17 protein-coding genes are annotated in these 16,013 nt (G+C 60.2%); 9 read left to right on the top strand and 8 right to left on the bottom strand.

What is annotated here, in order from left to right; genetic code table 11:
• The first annotated feature begins 1 nt into the window (after nucleotide 1).
• From GXB78_RS15780 to rluB, 4 genes are all read left to right on the top strand, one after another.
• Nucleotides 2-700 carry a segregation and condensation protein A gene (locus GXB78_RS15780; protein WP_205933105.1) on the top strand — a complete coding sequence of 233 codons (699 nt, stop codon included), beginning with the start codon at nucleotides 2-4 and terminating at the stop codon, nucleotides 698-700.
• An 11-nt stretch (nucleotides 701-711) separates the two neighbouring features.
• On the top strand, nucleotides 712-1,671 hold the full coding sequence (gene scpB / locus GXB78_RS15775) for an SMC-Scp complex subunit ScpB (RefSeq protein WP_329516035.1): 960 nt from the start codon (nucleotides 712-714) through the stop codon (nucleotides 1,669-1,671).
• 144 nt (nucleotides 1,672-1,815) lie between these two features.
• A complete protein-coding gene (locus tag GXB78_RS15770) occupies nucleotides 1,816-2,007 on the top strand; it encodes a DUF1289 domain-containing protein (RefSeq protein ID WP_329516034.1) in 192 nt (63 codons plus the stop codon).
• 143 nt (nucleotides 2,008-2,150) lie between these two features.
• Nucleotides 2,151-3,371 carry a 23S rRNA pseudouridine(2605) synthase RluB gene (gene rluB, locus GXB78_RS15765; RefSeq protein ID WP_329516033.1) on the top strand — a complete coding sequence of 407 codons (1,221 nt, stop codon included), beginning with the start codon at nucleotides 2,151-2,153 and terminating at the stop codon, nucleotides 3,369-3,371.
• A 212-nt stretch (nucleotides 3,372-3,583) separates the two neighbouring features.
• Here the strand turns inward: rluB and GXB78_RS15760 are convergent, their stop codons facing one another.
• Together GXB78_RS15760 and GXB78_RS15755 are read right to left on the bottom strand one after the other, a co-directional pair.
• Nucleotides 3,584-4,549 carry a M29 family metallopeptidase gene (locus GXB78_RS15760; protein WP_329516032.1) on the bottom strand — a complete coding sequence of 322 codons (966 nt, stop codon included), beginning with the start codon at nucleotides 4,547-4,549 and terminating at the stop codon, nucleotides 3,584-3,586.
• Nucleotides 4,550-4,620: 71 nt separating this feature from the next.
• Entirely contained in the window at nucleotides 4,621-4,758 is a 138-nt protein-coding gene (locus tag GXB78_RS15755; protein ID WP_003222780.1) for a hypothetical protein, read from the bottom strand.
• A gap of 892 nt (nucleotides 4,759-5,650) precedes the next feature.
• Here GXB78_RS15755 and GXB78_RS15750 point away from each other — a divergent pair.
• Together GXB78_RS15750 and arfB are read left to right on the top strand one after the other, a co-directional pair.
• The gene (locus GXB78_RS15750) at nucleotides 5,651-7,063 is read left to right on the top strand and encodes an amino acid permease (protein ID WP_329516031.1); all 1,413 of its coding nucleotides are present in this window, start codon (nucleotides 5,651-5,653) and stop codon (nucleotides 7,061-7,063) included.
• A gap of 214 nt (nucleotides 7,064-7,277) precedes the next feature.
• Nucleotides 7,278-7,691 carry an alternative ribosome rescue aminoacyl-tRNA hydrolase ArfB gene (gene arfB / locus GXB78_RS15745; protein WP_016771119.1) on the top strand — a complete coding sequence of 138 codons (414 nt, stop codon included), beginning with the start codon at nucleotides 7,278-7,280 and terminating at the stop codon, nucleotides 7,689-7,691.
• On the opposite strand, the gene GXB78_RS15740 is transcribed toward arfB, so the two are convergent.
• The 6 genes from GXB78_RS15740 to phhA all read right to left on the bottom strand — a co-directional run bounded on the left by GXB78_RS15740 (nucleotide 7,688) and on the right by phhA (nucleotide 12,091).
• Nucleotides 7,688-8,875, bottom strand: coding sequence for an MFS transporter (locus tag GXB78_RS15740; RefSeq protein WP_329516232.1), 1,188 nt, complete (start codon nucleotides 8,873-8,875; stop codon nucleotides 7,688-7,690). The two genes, arfB and GXB78_RS15740, sit on opposite strands and share 4 nt — an antisense overlap.
• Before the next feature lie 112 nt (nucleotides 8,876-8,987).
• Nucleotides 8,988-9,170, bottom strand: coding sequence for a hypothetical protein (locus GXB78_RS15735; RefSeq protein ID WP_039761215.1), 183 nt, complete (start codon nucleotides 9,168-9,170; stop codon nucleotides 8,988-8,990).
• 70 nt (nucleotides 9,171-9,240) lie between these two features.
• Nucleotides 9,241-9,372, bottom strand: a complete 132-nt coding sequence (locus GXB78_RS15730) for a hypothetical protein (protein WP_016771117.1) — start codon at nucleotides 9,370-9,372, stop codon at nucleotides 9,241-9,243.
• A 262-nt stretch (nucleotides 9,373-9,634) separates the two neighbouring features.
• Nucleotides 9,635-10,828, bottom strand: a complete 1,194-nt coding sequence (locus tag GXB78_RS15725; RefSeq protein ID WP_329516030.1) for an amino acid aminotransferase — start codon at nucleotides 10,826-10,828, stop codon at nucleotides 9,635-9,637.
• A complete protein-coding gene (locus GXB78_RS15720) occupies nucleotides 10,828-11,184 on the bottom strand; it encodes a 4a-hydroxytetrahydrobiopterin dehydratase (protein ID WP_064586543.1) in 357 nt (118 codons plus the stop codon). The genes GXB78_RS15725 and GXB78_RS15720 overlap by 1 nt, the downstream gene beginning before the upstream one ends.
• Nucleotides 11,185-11,299: 115 nt before the next feature.
• Complete coding sequence (gene phhA / locus GXB78_RS15715) at nucleotides 11,300-12,091, bottom strand: phenylalanine 4-monooxygenase (RefSeq protein WP_329516029.1); 792 nt, start codon at nucleotides 12,089-12,091, stop codon at nucleotides 11,300-11,302.
• 394 nt (nucleotides 12,092-12,485) lie between these two features.
• Here phhA and GXB78_RS15710 point away from each other — a divergent pair, with 394 nt between their 5' ends.
• From GXB78_RS15710 to flgG, 3 genes are all read left to right on the top strand, one after another.
• Nucleotides 12,486-14,048 (top strand): sigma-54-dependent transcriptional regulator, encoded by a 1,563-nt coding sequence (locus tag GXB78_RS15710; protein WP_329516028.1) that lies wholly within the window; start codon nucleotides 12,486-12,488, stop codon nucleotides 14,046-14,048.
• Between the two features lie 348 nt (nucleotides 14,049-14,396).
• Nucleotides 14,397-15,137, top strand: a complete 741-nt coding sequence (locus tag GXB78_RS15705; RefSeq protein WP_042607504.1) for a flagellar basal body rod protein FlgF — start codon at nucleotides 14,397-14,399, stop codon at nucleotides 15,135-15,137.
• A gap of 45 nt (nucleotides 15,138-15,182) precedes the next feature.
• Nucleotides 15,183-15,968: a flagellar basal-body rod protein FlgG gene (gene flgG, locus GXB78_RS15700; RefSeq protein ID WP_016771111.1), complete on the top strand. Its 786-nt coding sequence runs from the start codon at nucleotides 15,183-15,185 to the stop codon at nucleotides 15,966-15,968.
• The last annotated feature ends 45 nt before the right edge of the window (nucleotides 15,969-16,013 follow it).

Below are 16,013 nucleotides of genomic sequence, written 5' to 3'. Positions count from 1 at the left end.
GCTGGAAGTCTTCCTTGAAGCTTTCGAAGGCCCGCTCGACCTGCTGCTGTACCTGATCCGCAAACAGAACATCAATATCCTCGACATCCCGGTGGCGGAAATCACCCGCCAGTACATGGGCTATGTCGAGTTGATGCAGTCGGTACGCCTGGAGCTGGCCGCCGAGTATCTGGTGATGGCGGCGATGCTCGCCGAGATCAAGTCGCGCATGCTCCTGCCGCGCGCCGAAACCATCGAAGACGAAGAGGACGATCCGCGCGCCGAACTGATCCGTCGCTTGCAGGAATACGAGCGTTTCAAGGCCGCTGCCGAAGGTATCGACGGTTTGAGCCGGGTCGGTCGCGATGTGATAGTACCCAAGCTCGACGCCCCGGAAGCGCGGGCACGCAAGCTGTTGCCCGATGTCGCGCTGGAAGAAATCCTGATGTGCATGGCCGAAGTGCTGCGCCGTGGCGACATGTTCGAAAGCCACCAGGTCAGCCGCGAGGCGCTGTCCACCCGCGAGCGCATGAGTGATGTACTCGAACGGCTCAAGGGCGGCGGCTTCGTGCCGTTTGTCGAGCTGTTCACCGCTGAAGAAGGGCGCCTGGGTGTAGTAGTGACCTTTATGGCGATCCTTGAACTGGTCAAGGAATCCTTGGTCGAGCTGGTGCAGAATGAGCCGTTCGCCGCGATCCACGTGCGAGCCCGAGCCGAATAACGAGTCCCTGAATGAACCTGACTGAACCCCGCGAGCTGGCGCCCCTGCTTGAAGCCTTTCTGTTGGCTTCGGGAAAGCCGCAATCCCTTGAGCGCCTGTTTGAACTGTTCGAAGAAGGCGAGCGGCCCGAGCCGGCGGTCTTCAAGAAAGCCCTGACCCTGCTCGGCAAGTCCTGCGAGGGCCGCGCGTTCGAGCTCAAGGAAGTCTCGTCGGGCTATCGCTTGCAGATTCGCGAGAAGTTCTCGCCGTGGGTCGGCCGACTCTGGGAAGAGCGCCCGCAGCGCTATTCCCGTGCCTTGCTGGAAACCATCGCGCTGATCGCCTATCGCCAGCCGATCACCCGTGGCGAGATCGAAGACGTGCGAGGCGTGGCGGTCAACAGCAACATCGTCAAAACCTTGCTCGAACGTGAGTGGATTCGCGTGGTTGGCTACCGCGACGTGCCGGGCAAACCGGCAATGTTCGCCACGACCAAGGCGTTTCTCGATCACTTCAACCTGAAAAACCTCGAAGACCTGCCGCCGCTGGCCGAACTGCGCGAAATGGAAGCCGAACCAGTGCTCGATTTCGACGACGCGCCGGTGCCGCAGAGTCTGCAGGAACTGGCCGACGCCAGCGCTGAGCCCGAGGAAGAGAAGGAAGAAACCAGTTTCCATTCCCTGTTGCTGGAGCTGGACAGCATGGAGGAGGGGATCAAGACCGATTTCGACGACTTGCTGCGTGATGCGGTGGATGGCGAAGCGCCGGTGTCTGAGCCTGAGATCATCGAACCCGCGATTGAAGTGGAGCTCGAGACCGCGCCTGACGCCGAACCGGAAGAAGACATTCTCGGTGTCGCCGAGGCCCGCGAGAAACTTCTGGCCGCCGTCGCCGCCCTCGAACAGCCGGAACCGGAACTCAGCGAAGAAGAAGCCGAAGCTCGTGCACTGGCCGAAGCCATCGAAGCCGAACGGCGCGAGTTCGACGATTGACGCCTATTGAGAAACCAGAGGAGACCCTTGTGGGAGCGAGCCTGCTCGCGAAGGCGGTGTGTCAGATACATCAATACTGAATGACACTGCGCCTTCGCGAGCAGGCTCGCTCCCACAGGGTGAAATGTCGTTATGGAGATTGCGATGAGCTCAACCAAAGACCCCTGCATCAGCCTGTGCAAATTCTCCGACGACATCTGCCTCGGTTGCGGTCGCAGCAAGCGCGAGATCAAGGCCTGGAAGAAACTCGACAAGGACGACAAGCGCACCGTGCTGGCCGAAGCCGCGTTGCGCCTGATCAGGCTCGGCGGTGCCGGTCGGCGGAAAAAGAAATAACTGGCAATCGATCAGCTAGTCTCTGATGCGCGATGGCGCACATCCGCGTATGATTCGCGACCCTTCGCCGATCCCTTCGGCCGAATACCCAGATTTCAATGCTTCAGGCGCCGCCTGAACAGACCACACCGGGAGGTGCCCAGATGAGTGACATCAATCAGAAAGACGACCAGGAAATCGGCCCAGCAGGCGAAAAGCTGCAGAAAGTCCTCGCCCGTATCGGCGTCGGCTCGCGCCGTGACGTCGAAGCCTGGATCAGCCAAGGGCGGATCAAGGTCAATGGCAAAGACGCCACCCTTGGCCTGCGTGTCGACATGCACGACGCCATCACCATCGATGGCAAAGTGATCAAACGCGAAGAGGCCGCCGAATCGGTGCGCCGCGTGATCATGTACAACAAGCCCGACGGCGAAATCTGCACCCGTGACGACCCGGAAGGCCGTCCGACCGTGTTCGACAAGCTGCCGCGTCCGAAAGAAGGTCGCTGGATCAACATCGGCCGTCTCGACATCAACACCACCGGTCTGCTGATGTTCACCACCGACGGTGAGCTGGCCAACCGCCTGATGCACCCGTCCTATGAGATGGACCGCGAGTACGCCGTGCGTGTACGCGGTGAAGTCGATGACGAGATGATCGAACGCCTCAAGGCAGGCGTGGTGCTGGAAGACGGTCCGGCGCGTTTCACCGACATTCAGCAGGCGCCGGGTGGCGAAGGCTTCAACCACTGGTACCACTGCGTGGTCATGGAAGGGCGCAACCGTGAAGTGCGTCGTCTGTGGGAATCGCAAGGTCTGGTGGTCAGCCGTTTGAAGCGCGTGCGTTTCGGTCCGGTGTTCCTCAACTCCGACCTGCCGATGGGCCGCTGGCGCGAAATGAGCCAGTACGAAGTCGACGTGCTCAGCGCCGAAGTGGGTCTGACGCCTGTTGCGATGCCGCAGCTGAACGCCAAGAGCAAGGACAAGCTCGAGCGCATGCAGCGCAAATCGTCGCGGCCGATGGCCAAGACCGAGCGCGTGCGCACCCTGCGTCCAGCCGCTGGCGCACCGACCGGGCCACGCCCGGGCCGCGAGCCGCAGATCGAAGGCGAGCGTCCAGGTCGCAAGCCAGTCGCCCGTGACGGCGAGCGCGCACCGCGTCCGGCCAATGGTCGTACCGAGCGTGGCGAAGGTCGTGCACCGGCCGGTCGCGGTACGCCAGTGGCGGATCGTCCAGCCGACACCAGCAACAAGCGCCCGGCCAAACCGGCGCCAAAGCGTCCGGGGATCAAACTGGTCGACGGCGACAAGCCTTCGGGCAAGCGTCGCGGTGCACCAGCCGGCTCGGGCCAGCGCCCGGGTTTTGGACGCAAGAAGCCTGAGTGAGGCAGCTGTGAGTTTCTAGCGGCAAGCTGCAAGCTGAAGCAAAAACGCCAACCTCAGGGTTGGCTTTTTTTTCGTCTGGCGAAAGTGTGCGGTGCGCTCACGTGTAGGAGCTGACGAGTGAAACGAGGCTGCGATCTTTTGATCTTGAAAACCAACATCAAAAGATCGCAGCCTCGTTTCACTCGTCAGCTCCTACAGGGCTCATGCGCAGGCTAGAACACAAACCGTCCATCAAACACCGGCTTGTCATCCAGCGCCAACACCCCGCCGGAAAAGATCAGGTCCAGGTGATGACTGCCCTTGGCCCCACCACCCAGGCCGAGATGCAGGCCACAATGCCGCTCCTCAAACCCGGCATTGCGCGCATACAGGTCCTTCACGCCTTCGTTGGTGCCGATCCCCAATTCTTCGATCCGCCGGTTCGACGGGTTGGCGTCCAGGTATTTGTTGAAGTCATGTTCCAGCCCCGGTACGTCGGTGGCGATGCGGCTGATGGTCGAGTTCTCGATCCACAGCTCCAGCGGCGATTCCAGTACGCCGTATTTGCGTGCGAACGGGATGGTGCTGAGGAAGGTGCCCTTGAATTTCACATGGCCGTTGATGGCTTCGCTGTGGGTGGCGATTTCGCCGGGAGCGAGGTCGAAGTTGCCGACGCCGTTGATGTCGGTCCACTTCTTGATGCTGCTCATCGGCGTTTGGAACCATGAGCCGTCATCGTCCTTGAAGCTCAGCGTGGTCGCCTGGGACATGCGCTGGATCAGGTGGCTGTTGAGCCCGGCGATGCGTTGCGGGGTGATGCTGAAAGTGTCGTAGAAATAATCGCCGTAATCCTTGAACAGCAGCGACTTCTTCCAGTTTTCCGCCATCACCGCTTGCAGTGCGCGGACGAACTCCGGGCCGTCGGGACGCGGGTTAGGCAGGGTGGAAGAGTCGTAGAAGAAAATGTACAGATCGCTGTCGGCAATCGCCTCGGCCAGCGCTGCGGTGCTCTCCAGGTCCAGACGGCGGGCGCTGAACTGGAAGCGCGGGTGCTCGCCGGCCTGTTCGGCAATGGCGCCGGTCAGGGCTTCGTAGTCGGCGGTGTGGCCGAGCATTACCTTCGCCGAGTCAAGGCCGGCAAGGGCAGGGTGATGTTCGAGGTAGTAAAGGAAATGCGAGATGGCGCGGGGCTTGTCCATGAATCCTCCCTGACTGACCGGGAAATGAAGCGGCAGGCACGACCGGCCGGACCGTGCCTGCCCGGGATGTCTTACAGAGGCCACATCGCCGTGCCGAACGGAACCACCGCGTCGGCTTGCATCATTTCCACAGCGGCCTCATGGGTTGGCGCTTCAAACCATTCGTCCAGTTGCAGTTCGGTATCCAAGTCTTTTTCCAGTGCTTGCATGGTCGATCTCCTAGAGAATTTCACGGTTTATGACTGACCGGTCGAGGTGGCCGGTGAGACGTGAAAAACCTAGTTGAGGCTTTTTGTGAATGCAAAATTTTATCCATTTAATTTTTAAATAGACTTTTTGTTCTGTTTTTCGGGATCGGTTTTCCTGTTTGAAAACAAAAAACTGGGTCATGGAATTCAATAGCAAGCTAGCTACCGTCAATATGCAGGCATCCTTCGGAAATTTCTGATTCGGCAAATTTTCGTTACGCGTTGTAAAGAAAAGCTGACGAATCGATGCGGTCAGCCTGCTGATTTCCGACATTGCTCGCGGCTGTAAGGAAATTTTTCCGAAACCCGCTCCAGCAAGCGCCACGCAAGGCTCTGGCGCGCTTGTTTCCGATGGGCAAGCAGGGTGTGATGCGCCCCATGCCTGTCGTGCAGGCCAATAACAAGAAGGAGGCGCAATGAACGCCGCGACTGATTTCCACTTCTCCCCGTGGGACGGTTTTCTCCTCGTCCCCGTCGAAGGCCCGCAAAGGCCTGACTCATATTTTGCAGCCGCTCGAGACGATCGAGGCGGACACATGCAATCCCGACAACCGACACGCTGATCAGGCGGGTCTGGCAGTAGGGGGTTAGCGGTGTACAATGCGCCGCGTTTTAACTGTGACCCTCTGCGTAATCGCAAAAATCTCGAGGCTATACGCCTTGTTCACTCCGCCGCGCCACAAGCGTGCCGGGTTCGATTTCGTCACAGATAAAAACAAACAGGTGACGCATGACCGTTGTAAATGAGCTGAACTCCTGGTGCCTGCGCTGGGGTTTGATCGGGGCTGCCTGAAATCGCAACCTTGCAGCAACGTCTACTGAACATCATCAAACCTTGCGTGAGACCTTTTTCATGAGTGGACAACCCTCGCAATCAGGCGAGCTTAAACGCGGCCTGAAAAATCGCCACATTCAACTGATCGCCCTCGGTGGCGCGATCGGTACCGGATTGTTCCTCGGCTCGGCCGGCGTACTCAAATCCGCCGGCCCGTCGATGATTCTCGGCTACGCCATCTGCGGCTTCATCGCCTTCATGATCATGCGCCAGCTCGGCGAAATGATCGTCGAGGAGCCGGTGGCCGGGTCCTTCAGCCATTTCGCGCACAAATACTGGGGCGGTTTCGCCGGTTTCCTCTCGGGCTGGAACTGCTGGATTCTGTACATTCTGGTGGGCATGTCCGAGCTGACGGCAGTCGGCAAATACATTCACTACTGGGCGCCGGACATTCCGACCTGGGTCTCCGCTGCGGCATTCTTTGTACTGATCAACGCGATCAACCTGGCCAACGTCAAAGTCTTCGGTGAAGCCGAGTTCTGGTTTGCGATCATCAAGGTTGTGGCCATCGTCGGCATGATTGCCCTGGGCAGCTACCTGCTGGTCAGTGGCCACGGCGGCCCGCAAGCCTCGGTCTCCAACCTGTGGTCCCACGGCGGTTTCTTCCCCAACGGCGTGAGCGGTCTGGTGATGGCCATGGCGATCATCATGTTTTCCTTCGGCGGTCTGGAAATGCTCGGTTTCACCGCTGCCGAAGCCGACAAACCGAAAACCGTGATCCCGAAAGCGATCAACCAGGTGATCTACCGCATCCTGATTTTCTACATCGGCGCGCTGGTGATCCTGCTGTCGCTGACGCCGTGGGACAGCCTGCTGGAAACCCTCAACGCGTCCGGCGATTCCTACAGCGGCAGCCCGTTCGTGCAGGTGTTCTCGATGCTCGGCAGCGACACCGCTGCGCACATCCTCAACTTCGTCGTGCTGACCGCCGCGTTGTCGGTGTACAACAGCGGCACCTACTGCAACAGCCGCATGCTGCTGGGCATGGCCGAGCAGGGCGATGCGCCGAAAGGTCTGGCGAAGATCGACAAGCGCGGCGTGCCGGTGCGTTCGATTCTGGCTTCGGCGGCAGTGACCCTGGTTGCCGTGCTGCTCAACTACCTGATCCCGCAACACGCGCTGGAACTGCTGATGTCGCTGGTGGTTGCAACGCTGGTGATCAACTGGGCGATGATCAGCTACTCGCACTTCAAGTTCCGTCAGCACATGAACCAGACCAGACAGACGCCGCTGTTCAAAGCGCTGTGGTACCCGTACGGCAACTTCGTCTGCCTGGCGTTCGTGGTGTTCATCCTTGGCGTGATGCTGATGATCCCGGGAATTCAGATCTCGGTGTACGCGATTCCGGTGTGGGTGGTGTTCATGTGGGTCTGCTACTTGATCAAGAACAAGCGCAGTGTGCAGCCCGTGGTGGCTGCAACGGCGAAGTAACCGCGCAGGCATAAACAACAAACCCGGCCAGAGTGCCGGGTTTGTTGTTTCCAGAGGTCCCAAAATATTCCCCTGTGGGAGCGAGCCTGCTCGCGAAGGCGCAATACCAGAACCGCATTTGCCGACTGACACACCGCCTTCGCGAGCAGGCTCGCTCCCACAGGAGTTGAGTGAATCAGGTTATCCTGCACGCTCTGATTACGGACGCTTTTCCATGCTGGTGATTTCCAACAATGTGCATCTGCCGGATGCCGAGATCGAGTTGACCGCCATCCGCGCGCAAGGCGCGGGTGGGCAGAACGTCAACAAGGTCTCCAGCGCCATGCACTTGCGCTTCGACATTCCTAACTCGTCGTTACCGGAGTTCTACAAGGAACGCCTGCTGGCGCTGCGCGACAGTCGCATCACCAGCGACGGCGTGCTGATCATCAAGGCGCAGCAATATCGCACCCAGGAAGCCAACCGCGCCGACGCGCTGGAGCGGCTGGTCGAGCTGATTCTCAGCGCCACCAAAGTGGAAAAGAAACGCCGCCCGACCAAGCCGACCCTCGGCTCGAAGAAGCGTCGGCTGGAGTCGAAAACCAAGCGCGGCAGTATCAAGGCCGGGCGCGGCAAGGTGGATTTTTAAGCCTCGCGGTATTTCGCCGTGTGCTTGTACAGATAGACACTCAAGCCAAGTCCGCTCAGCGCCGCGAATGCGGCAAACAGGAAGATCGACGCAAAGCCGAACCCGGCGGCAATCGCCCCGGCCAATGGCCCGGTGATCCCCAGCGACAAATCAATGAACAGCGAGTAGGCGCCAACTGCCGCGCCACGGCTGGAGGCTGGCACCAGATTCACCGCCTCCACGCCCAGCGCCGGGAACACCAGCGAGAAGCCGAAACCGCTCAGCGCCGCGCCGGCCAATGCCCAGTGCGCATCTGGTGCGATCCACAGCAGCAGCAAGCCCAAGGTCTCAACCGACAGGCAGGCAATCGCCACGCGGAAACCGCCGAGGCGGTTGATCAGGTTGCCGAAGAGCAGTCGCGCGCCGATGAAGCTGGCGCCGAACAGGCTCAGGCACAGCACCGCGTTGTCCCAATGCTGGGTTGCGTAATACAGGGTGATGAAGGTGGCGATGGTGCCGAAGCCGATCGAGCCCAGCGCCAGTCCGCAGCCGTGAGGGAAGACTTTGCCCAGCACATGCATGAACGGTAGGCGTTCGCCGGCGACGATCGGCGCCGCGGTCTTCGGCCATGCCAGCGCCAGACCGAGCAGGGCGAGGAGGATGATGCTCACGCCCATGCTCCACAAGCCCAGCCGGCTTACCAGCCACACACCGAATGGCGCGCCGATCGCCAGTGCGCCATAACTGGCGATGCCGTTCCAGGAAATCACTTTCGCCGTATTTACCGCGCCGACGCGACCAATGCCCCAGCCAATCGAGCCGGACCCGACCAGGCTCTCGGCGCTGCCCAGCACGAGGCGGCCGATCAACAGGCTGATCAGGCTGAGCAGCGGCAGGTTCGGCGTCCATGCGGAAATCAGCATGAACACGCCGCTCAGGCCGCAACCCGCGAGGCCAATCATCACCGCGCGTTTGCTGCCCTGGTTGTCGATGATCTTCCCGGCATACGGGCGGCTGAGCAGGGTGGCGAGGTATTGCACGCTGATCACCAGCCCGGCGATCACCGCGCCGAAACCCAGGTCACTGTGGACGTAGCCCGGCAACACGGCGAGAGGAATGCCGATGTTCAGGTAACCGATAAAGGTGAAGAGGACGATGGAGACTACTTGCAGCGTAACCGCCAGCGGGCGCTGGGGCTCGGATATAGACGACATGGGTAACGATCCACGGGAGCAGCAGATTAGATAGGCTGCTCATGATACCGGCGTGAACCGTTCAAGGGCGGGGAAAAGTAAAACTATTTGCCGGGCGGCGCTTTCAGGATTTTGCCGGGGCGACCAGTTGCGTGGTGACGAGGGCGGCGAGGGCGTTCTCTTCGCTGCCGAAACGCTCGAGCAGGGCAGCTTGCTTCTCGGGCGACAGGCGATTCCAGATCTCGATCATTTTCTCGGTGGCGCCGATCAGTACGGCAGCTTGGCTTTCAGAGAATTCGTCGGTCATGGCGGGCTCGGGTTTCAGGCAGTGTGGAAAGCGCATGTTAGCGCTTTCCACACGGTCTGTACGGCGGGTCTTACTCTTCGCTGTCGGCTTTGCGGCTGTCAGCGGCTTCTTGCGGCTCGGGCTTTTCAGCGCCGGCGTGTTGCGGGGTCGTCTGCTCAGGTACGTGCAGGCTTGGGAAGGGGAGATTGGGAATCTCGTGCATGGTTGCGCTCCTCGCTAAGTCTGTTGATAGATCAGGTGCTCCGCAGCTTTACAAAGCCTGCGCAGGATACAGCAGGAAAAATGACAATCAGACTTTTAATTCAAATTAATGCGACAGATGGCCGCAGGGGAGGAAGCCAGAAGGTCACCGCAGAAACAAATGTAGGAGCTGCCGAAGGCTGCGATCTTTTGATTCTGCTTTTAAATACAAGATCAAAAGATCGCAGCCTTCGGCAGCTCCTACAGGTTATTGCAGTGTCTGACTATTTGCAGGCGTCGGCGATGGCGTCAGCGAGCGATGCGAGGCGGGTCGCGTCGATGCCGGCGACGTTGGCCCGGCCGGAGCTGACCATGTACACGCTGTGCCGCTCGCGCAGGGTTTTCACCTGTTCCGGCGACAGGCCGGTGTAGGAGAACATCCCGCGTTGCACACCGATGTGCGCAAAACGCTCACGCAAACCATGTGGTTCCAACGCCTCGACCAAGCCGCTGCGCAGCTGCGCGATACGCAGGCGCATCGCTTCCACTTCATCGGCCCAGCGCGCTTTCAGCTCTGGATCGGCGAGGATGGTCGCGACCACTGCCGCGCCGTGATCCGGCGGCGTCGACCACAGATTGCGGGCGATGTTGGCCAGTTGGCTGCGGATGTCGATGAGCTTGTCGGCGCTGGTCGCGCAGACGATCAGCGCACCGGTGCGGTCGCGGTACAGGCCGAAGTTCTTCGAGCAGGAACTGGTGATCAACAGCTCCGGCACTTCGGCCGCGAACAGCCGAGTCGACCACGCATCCTGCTCCAGGCCATCACCAAAACCCTGGTAAGCGAAGTCGATCAGCGGCAGCAGATCGCGACTGCGCACCACTTCCAGCACGCGCTTCCAGTCGTCATGGTTCAGGTCGAAACCGGTCGGGTTGTGGCAGCAGGCATGCAGCAGCACCACGTCGCCCTTCGGCACTTCCCTGAGCACGGCGAGCATGGCTTCGACGTCGAGGCGGTTGTCGCTGCCGACGTACGGGTAGTGGCTGACCTTGATCTTGGCCGCGGCGAAAATGGTTTCGTGGATCGGCCAGGTCGGGTTGCTCAACCATACGCCTTTGCCCGGCAGGCATTGCGCGATGAAGTCGGCAGCCAGACGCAGCGCGCCGGTGCCGCCCGGGGTCTGGGTGGCGCCGGCGCGTTGTTCGGCGATCAGTGGCGAGTCGGCACCCAGCACCAGCTCATTGATGACCTTGCCGAACAGCGGATTGCCGTGGCCACCGATGTAGGTCTTGGTGTCCTGGCTTTCGACCAGCCGCGCTTCGGCGATTTTCACCGCCTCGGGGATCGGCGTCAGGCCCTGGGCGTCCTTGTAGACGCCAACGCCGAGGTCGAATTTGCGCGGATTGGCATCCTGCGCATAGGCCTCCATCAAACCGAGGATCGGGTCGCCGGGGACCCGGCCGATGGCGTCGAAGTGCATTACTTGCGTCCTTCTGCGGTCTTCGCCACTTCGTCAGTGCGTGCGGCCATGATGAAGTCGTTGCGGTGCAGGCCTTTGATCGAGTGGCTCCACCAGGTCACGGTGACTTTGCCCCATTCGGTCAGCAGACCCGGGTGGTGACCTTCGGCCTCGGAAATCTCGCCGACGGCATTGGTGAAGGCCAGTGCATGTTTGAAGTTCTTGAACAGGAAAACTTTCTCCAGCTGCATGATGTTGTCGCGTACTTCGATGTTCCAGTCAGGGATCTGCTTGATCAGGATCGGCAGTTCTTCATCGCTGACTTGTGGCGCATCGGCGCGGCAGGCTTCGCAGTGGGCTTGGTTCAGAGTCGACATGGTGTATTCCTGAAATCGAGTGTGTTTTTTATTAAAGCGCGTGTGCCGTCATTGCCGTCACGCTAAAGCAAAGTGGCGGCGACGCACAGACGCAATTGTCAGTAAAAGTCGCGGTTCAGGCGGCTTTCGGTTTCGGCGGAAATTTTGGCGCGTGCAAGCCCAGCTGCATGCCCTGACGAACCATGGCCATGATGTCTTCATGGGCGACATCGAACAGGCGCTTGAGATTGGGCAGGACGAAGTACAGCGGTTGCAGGATGTCGATGCGATACGGCGTGCGCATGGCTTCCAGCGGATCGAATAGCTGATGCTCAGGCTCGTCCGACAGGCAGTAAACGGTTTCTTTCGGCGAGGACAGAATCCCGCCACCGTAGATGCGCTTGCCCTGCGGGGTGTCGACCAGACCGAATTCGATGGTCATCCAGTACAGCCGCGCCAGGTACACGCGCTCTTCCTTGGTCGCTTGCAGACCGAGCTTGCCGTAGGTATGGGTGAATTCGGCGAAATACGGGTTGGTCAGCAGCGGGCAGTGGCCAAAGATCTCGTGAAAAATGTCTGGCTCTTGCAGGTAGTCGAGCTCTTCGCGGGTGCGAATGAAAGTGGCGACAGGAAATTGCTTGCTGGCGAGCAACTCAAAGAACGTCTGGAAAGGAATCAGCGCCGGCACCCGGGCGACCTGCCAGCCAGTGGTCTCGCCGAGGACCTTGTTGATCTCGGCCAGTTGCGGGATGCGGTCGTGGGGCAGACCGAGTTTTTCGATACCGTCCAGGTACTCCTGGCACGCGCGAGCTTCAATCACCTTGAGCTGGCGAGTGATCAGCGTGTTCCACACCGCATGTTCTTCGGCGGGGTAGTCGATAAAACCTTGCGCATCGGGCTCGCGAGCCACGTATTGCGTCTGCTTCATGCTGCTCTCCTGCTAGGGGAATTTGGTTTTTGTTATGTCCAGCGATGGGAAAGGAATACCCGAGAGTGCGAGGGCGTGCAGCATGTTGAACGGTGTATGCGTAGGAAAAATCGTCGAGTTTCGTAAAGTTATCGTTACGCTTTGTCGGGTAATGCGCATTTACGGCGATTGGCGGGTTTGAAAAGGGCGATGGCTGTCACATAATCTTGACAACTATCTGCGTGCCTCGATAGAAAACTCTGCCTCAAGCGCGCCACAAAACCCTGTGGGAGCGAGCCTGCTCGCGAAAGCGGTGGATCTGACACATCGGAACTGAATGTGCTGACGCCTTCGCGAGCAGGCTCGCTCCCACAAGGGAATGTGTTCACCTCTCAAACCTGTCGGGCCCTTTTCTATGCGCATCAAAGTCCACTGCCAGAACCGCATCGGCATCCTGCGCGACATTCTCAATCTGCTGGTGGCGTACGGCATCAACGTCGCGCGCGGTGAGGTGGGTGGTGAGCATGGCAATGCGATCTATCTGCACTGCCCGAACCTGATCAACATCCAGTTCCAGGCGCTGCGGCCGAAGTTCGAGGCGATTGGCGGGGTGTTCGGAGTCAAGCGCGTTGGCCTGATGCCCAGCGAACGTCGGCACATGGAATTGAACGCGTTGCTCGGGGCGCTGGAGTTTCCGGTGCTGTCGATCGACATGGGCGGCTCGATCGTCGCGGCCAACCGCGCGGCGGCGCAGTTGCTCGGTGTGCGCGTCGATGAAGTGCCGGGAATTCCGCTGTCACGTTATGCCGAGGATTTCGATCTGCCGGAACTGGTGCGCGCCAACAAATCGCGAATCAACGGCATGCGGGTCAAGGTCAAGGGCGACATCTTTCTCGCCGACATCGCGCCGCTGCAATCGGAGCACGACGACAGCGAGGCCATGGCCGGCGCGGTGCTGACCCTGCACCGCGCCGACCGCGTCGGCGAGCGTATCTATAACGTGCGCAAACAGGAATTGCGCGGCTTCGACAGTATCTTCCAGAGCTCGAAAGTCATGGCCGCCGTGGTCCGCGAGGCGCGACGCATGGCGCCGCTGGATGCGCCGCTATTAATAGAAGGCGAAACCGGCACCGGCAAGGAACTGCTTGCACGCGCCTGCCACCTGGCCAGCCCGCGTGGGCAGTCGCCGTTGATGGCACTCAACTGCGCCGGGTTGCCGGAGTCGATGGCCGAGACCGAACTGTTCGGCTACGGCCCAGGCGCTTTCGAAGGTGCACGGGCTGAAGGCAAGCTTGGCCTGCTGGAATTGACCGCTGGAGGTACGCTGTTTCTCGATGGCGTCGGCGAGATGAGCCCGCGCTTGCAAGTCAAATTGCTGCGCTTTCTTCAGGACGGTTGCTTCCGTCGCGTCGGTAGTGATGAAGAGGTATATCTCGACGTGCGGGTGATCTGCGCGACCCAGGTGGACTTGTCGGAGCTGTGCGCGCGCGGTGAGTTTCGCCAGGATCTGTATCACCGCTTGAACGTGCTGTCGCTGCACATTCCGCCGCTGCGCGAATGCCTCGACGGTTTGACGCCGCTGGTTGAACACTTCCTCGATCAGGCCAGTCGGCAGATCGGTTGTCCGCTGCCGAAACTGGCCCCGGCGGCGATGGATCGCCTCAGCCAGTACCACTGGCCGGGCAACGTGCGGCAACTGGAGAACGTGCTGTTCCAGGCGGTTTCGTTGTGTGACGGCGGCAAGGTCAAGGCGGAACATATTCGCCTGCCGGATTACGGCGTGCGTCAGCCGCTTGGCGATTTTTCCCTGGATGGAAATCTCGACGAGATCGTCGGGCGCTTCGAGAAAGCGGTGCTGGAGCGGTTGTATTCCGAGCACCCGAGCAGTCGGCAACTGGGCAAACGGCTCGGTGTTTCTCACACCACGATTGCCAACAAGCTGCGTGAATATGAGGTGGGCAAAGACGCTGCCGAATGACCTTGTGGCGAGGGAGCTTGCTCCCGTTGGGTTGCGCAGCAGCCCCAAATTCATTCAGCCGGGTGAGTCAGGCACACCGCACTCACCGGGTTTACGACTGCTTCGCAGCCGAGCGGGAGCAAGCTCCCTCGCCACAGGGACGGGATCAACTTGAAATCAGGGATTGCCGCGAAGCGGCATGACACCGCCGGTTTTTCGTCTTCGACACTTTTCAAATTTCCTCTCCATTCCCCTCAAGTCCCTTGTTTACCGGGCCTTCGCCCGCCAATAAAAAGTTGGTCTGCAAATTGCTTATGGCTGAGCAGTACAGCGGTGGGCGGCAAACGTCCGGCATGCAGAGGAAACACTGTGGACAAGTACCTTTATGTGGCAATGACCGGCGCCAGCCAGAACGCACTGGCGCAGCGGGCGCATGCCAACAACCTGGCGAACATTTCCACCAACGGCTTTCAGCGCGACCTCGAACAGGCGCGTTCGATGCCGGTATTCGGTGACAGCTTTCCGGCGCGCGCGTTTGCCATGAGTGAGCGTCCCGCCACCGACTTCACCCCGGGCTCGCTGGTGCAGACCGGTCGTGAACTCGACGTCGCGGTCTCCGGCAACGGTTTCATCGCCGTGCAGAACCCCGGTGGCGGTGAAAGCTACGTGCGCACCGGCAGCCTGAACATCGACGCCCTCGGCGTATTGCGCGCCGGCAACGGCATGCCGGTGATCGGTAATGGCGGCCCGATCGCCGTGCCGCCCGAGCAGCAGGTCGAAGTGGGCGAAGACGGCACCATCAGCATTCGCGCGATGGGCGAGGGCCCGCGCGTGATGGCTGAAGTCGACCGGATCAAGCTGGTCAACCCGGACATCAAGAACATGAACAAAGGTCTCGACGGTTCGATTTACACCAAGGACGGCCAGCCGGCGCAAGCCGACGCCAACGTCAAACTGGTCTCGGGTTTCCTCGAGTCGAGCAACGTCAATGCCGTGGAAGAAATGACTTCGGTGCTGGCCCTGGCCAAGCAGTTCGAGTTGCACGTCAAGATGATGAACACCGCCAAAGACGACGACCAGGCCATGGCTCGGGTCTTGCAGATCAGCTAATTACCAGAACGTCGCGCCGTAAAACAGGCGCACGAGGAGAATCGAATGCTTCCGGCTCTATGGGTTGCCAAAACCGGTCTGTCCGCCCAGGACACCAACCTGACCACCATTTCCAACAACCTGGCGAACGTCTCGACCACGGGTTTCAAACGTGACCGTGCCGAGTTTCAGGACCTGCTGTATCAGATCAAGCGTCAGCCAGGCGCCCAGTCGACCCAGGACAGCGAATTGCCATCGGGTCTGCAAGTGGGTACCGGTGTGCGCATTGTCGGCACGCAGAAAAATTTCACCGCCGGTAGTCTGCAAACCACCGAGCAGCCGCTGGACATGGCCATCGATGGTCGCGGTTTCTTCCAGATCCTGCAGCCGGACGGCACCACGTCCTACACCCGTGACGGTACTTTCCACCTCGACTCCAATGGCCAGATCGTCAACGCCAGCGGTTTCGCCCTGGAACCGGCGATCATCATCCCGAACGATGCGCAGACCTTCACCGTCGGCCGTGACGGCACCGTGTCGATCACCATCGCCGGCAACCCGGCTTCGCAAGTGATCGGCAACCTGCAGACCGCCGACTTCATCAACCCGGCCGGCCTGCAAGCGGTGGGCAACAACCTGTTCCTGGAAACCGCTGCTTCCGGCGCGCCGCAGATCGGTACTCCGGGCCTGAACGGTTTCGGTACCACGCTGCAGAACACCCTGGAAACCTCGAACGTCAGCACCGTTGAAGAGATGGTCAACATGATCACCACTCAACGCGCCTACGAGATGAACTCCAAGGTGATCTCCACCGCCGACCAGATGCTCTCGTTCGTAACGCAGAATCTGTAATCCAGTCTATGGGGCGGCCTGAGGTCGCCAGCAACACCGTGAGGT

This window comes from Pseudomonas moraviensis subsp. stanleyae, from assembly GCF_036283065.1.
Lineage (GTDB): Bacteria > Pseudomonadota > Gammaproteobacteria > Pseudomonadales > Pseudomonadaceae > Aquipseudomonas > Aquipseudomonas stanleyae.
This window is presented reverse-complemented; position numbering and strand designations above follow the sequence as displayed.

Coding starts and splice junctions, on each gene's coding strand:
- scpB (WP_329516035.1), top strand. CDS start 712: ATGAACCTGACTGAACCCCGCGAGCTGGCGCCCCTGCTTGAAGCCTTT.
- GXB78_RS15770 (WP_329516034.1), top strand. CDS start 1,816: ATGAGCTCAACCAAAGACCCCTGCATCAGCCTGTGCAAATTCTCCGAC.
- rluB (WP_329516033.1), top strand. CDS start 2,151: ATGAGTGACATCAATCAGAAAGACGACCAGGAAATCGGCCCAGCAGGC.
- GXB78_RS15760 (WP_329516032.1), bottom strand. CDS start 4,549: ATGGACAAGCCCCGCGCCATCTCGCATTTCCTTTACTACCTCGAACAT.
- GXB78_RS15755 (WP_003222780.1), bottom strand. CDS start 4,758: ATGCAAGCACTGGAAAAAGACTTGGATACCGAACTGCAACTGGACGAA.
- GXB78_RS15750 (WP_329516031.1), top strand. CDS start 5,651: ATGAGTGGACAACCCTCGCAATCAGGCGAGCTTAAACGCGGCCTGAAA.
- arfB (WP_016771119.1), top strand. CDS start 7,278: ATGCTGGTGATTTCCAACAATGTGCATCTGCCGGATGCCGAGATCGAG.
- GXB78_RS15735 (WP_039761215.1), bottom strand. CDS start 9,170: ATGACCGACGAATTCTCTGAAAGCCAAGCTGCCGTACTGATCGGCGCC.
- GXB78_RS15730 (WP_016771117.1), bottom strand. CDS start 9,372: ATGCACGAGATTCCCAATCTCCCCTTCCCAAGCCTGCACGTACCTGAG.
- GXB78_RS15725 (WP_329516030.1), bottom strand. CDS start 10,828: ATGCACTTCGACGCCATCGGCCGGGTCCCCGGCGACCCGATCCTCGGT.
- GXB78_RS15720 (WP_064586543.1), bottom strand. CDS start 11,184: ATGTCGACTCTGAACCAAGCCCACTGCGAAGCCTGCCGCGCCGATGCG.
- phhA (WP_329516029.1), bottom strand. CDS start 12,091: ATGAAGCAGACGCAATACGTGGCTCGCGAGCCCGATGCGCAAGGTTTT.
- GXB78_RS15710 (WP_329516028.1), top strand. CDS start 12,486: ATGCGCATCAAAGTCCACTGCCAGAACCGCATCGGCATCCTGCGCGAC.
- flgG (WP_016771111.1), top strand. CDS start 15,183: ATGCTTCCGGCTCTATGGGTTGCCAAAACCGGTCTGTCCGCCCAGGAC.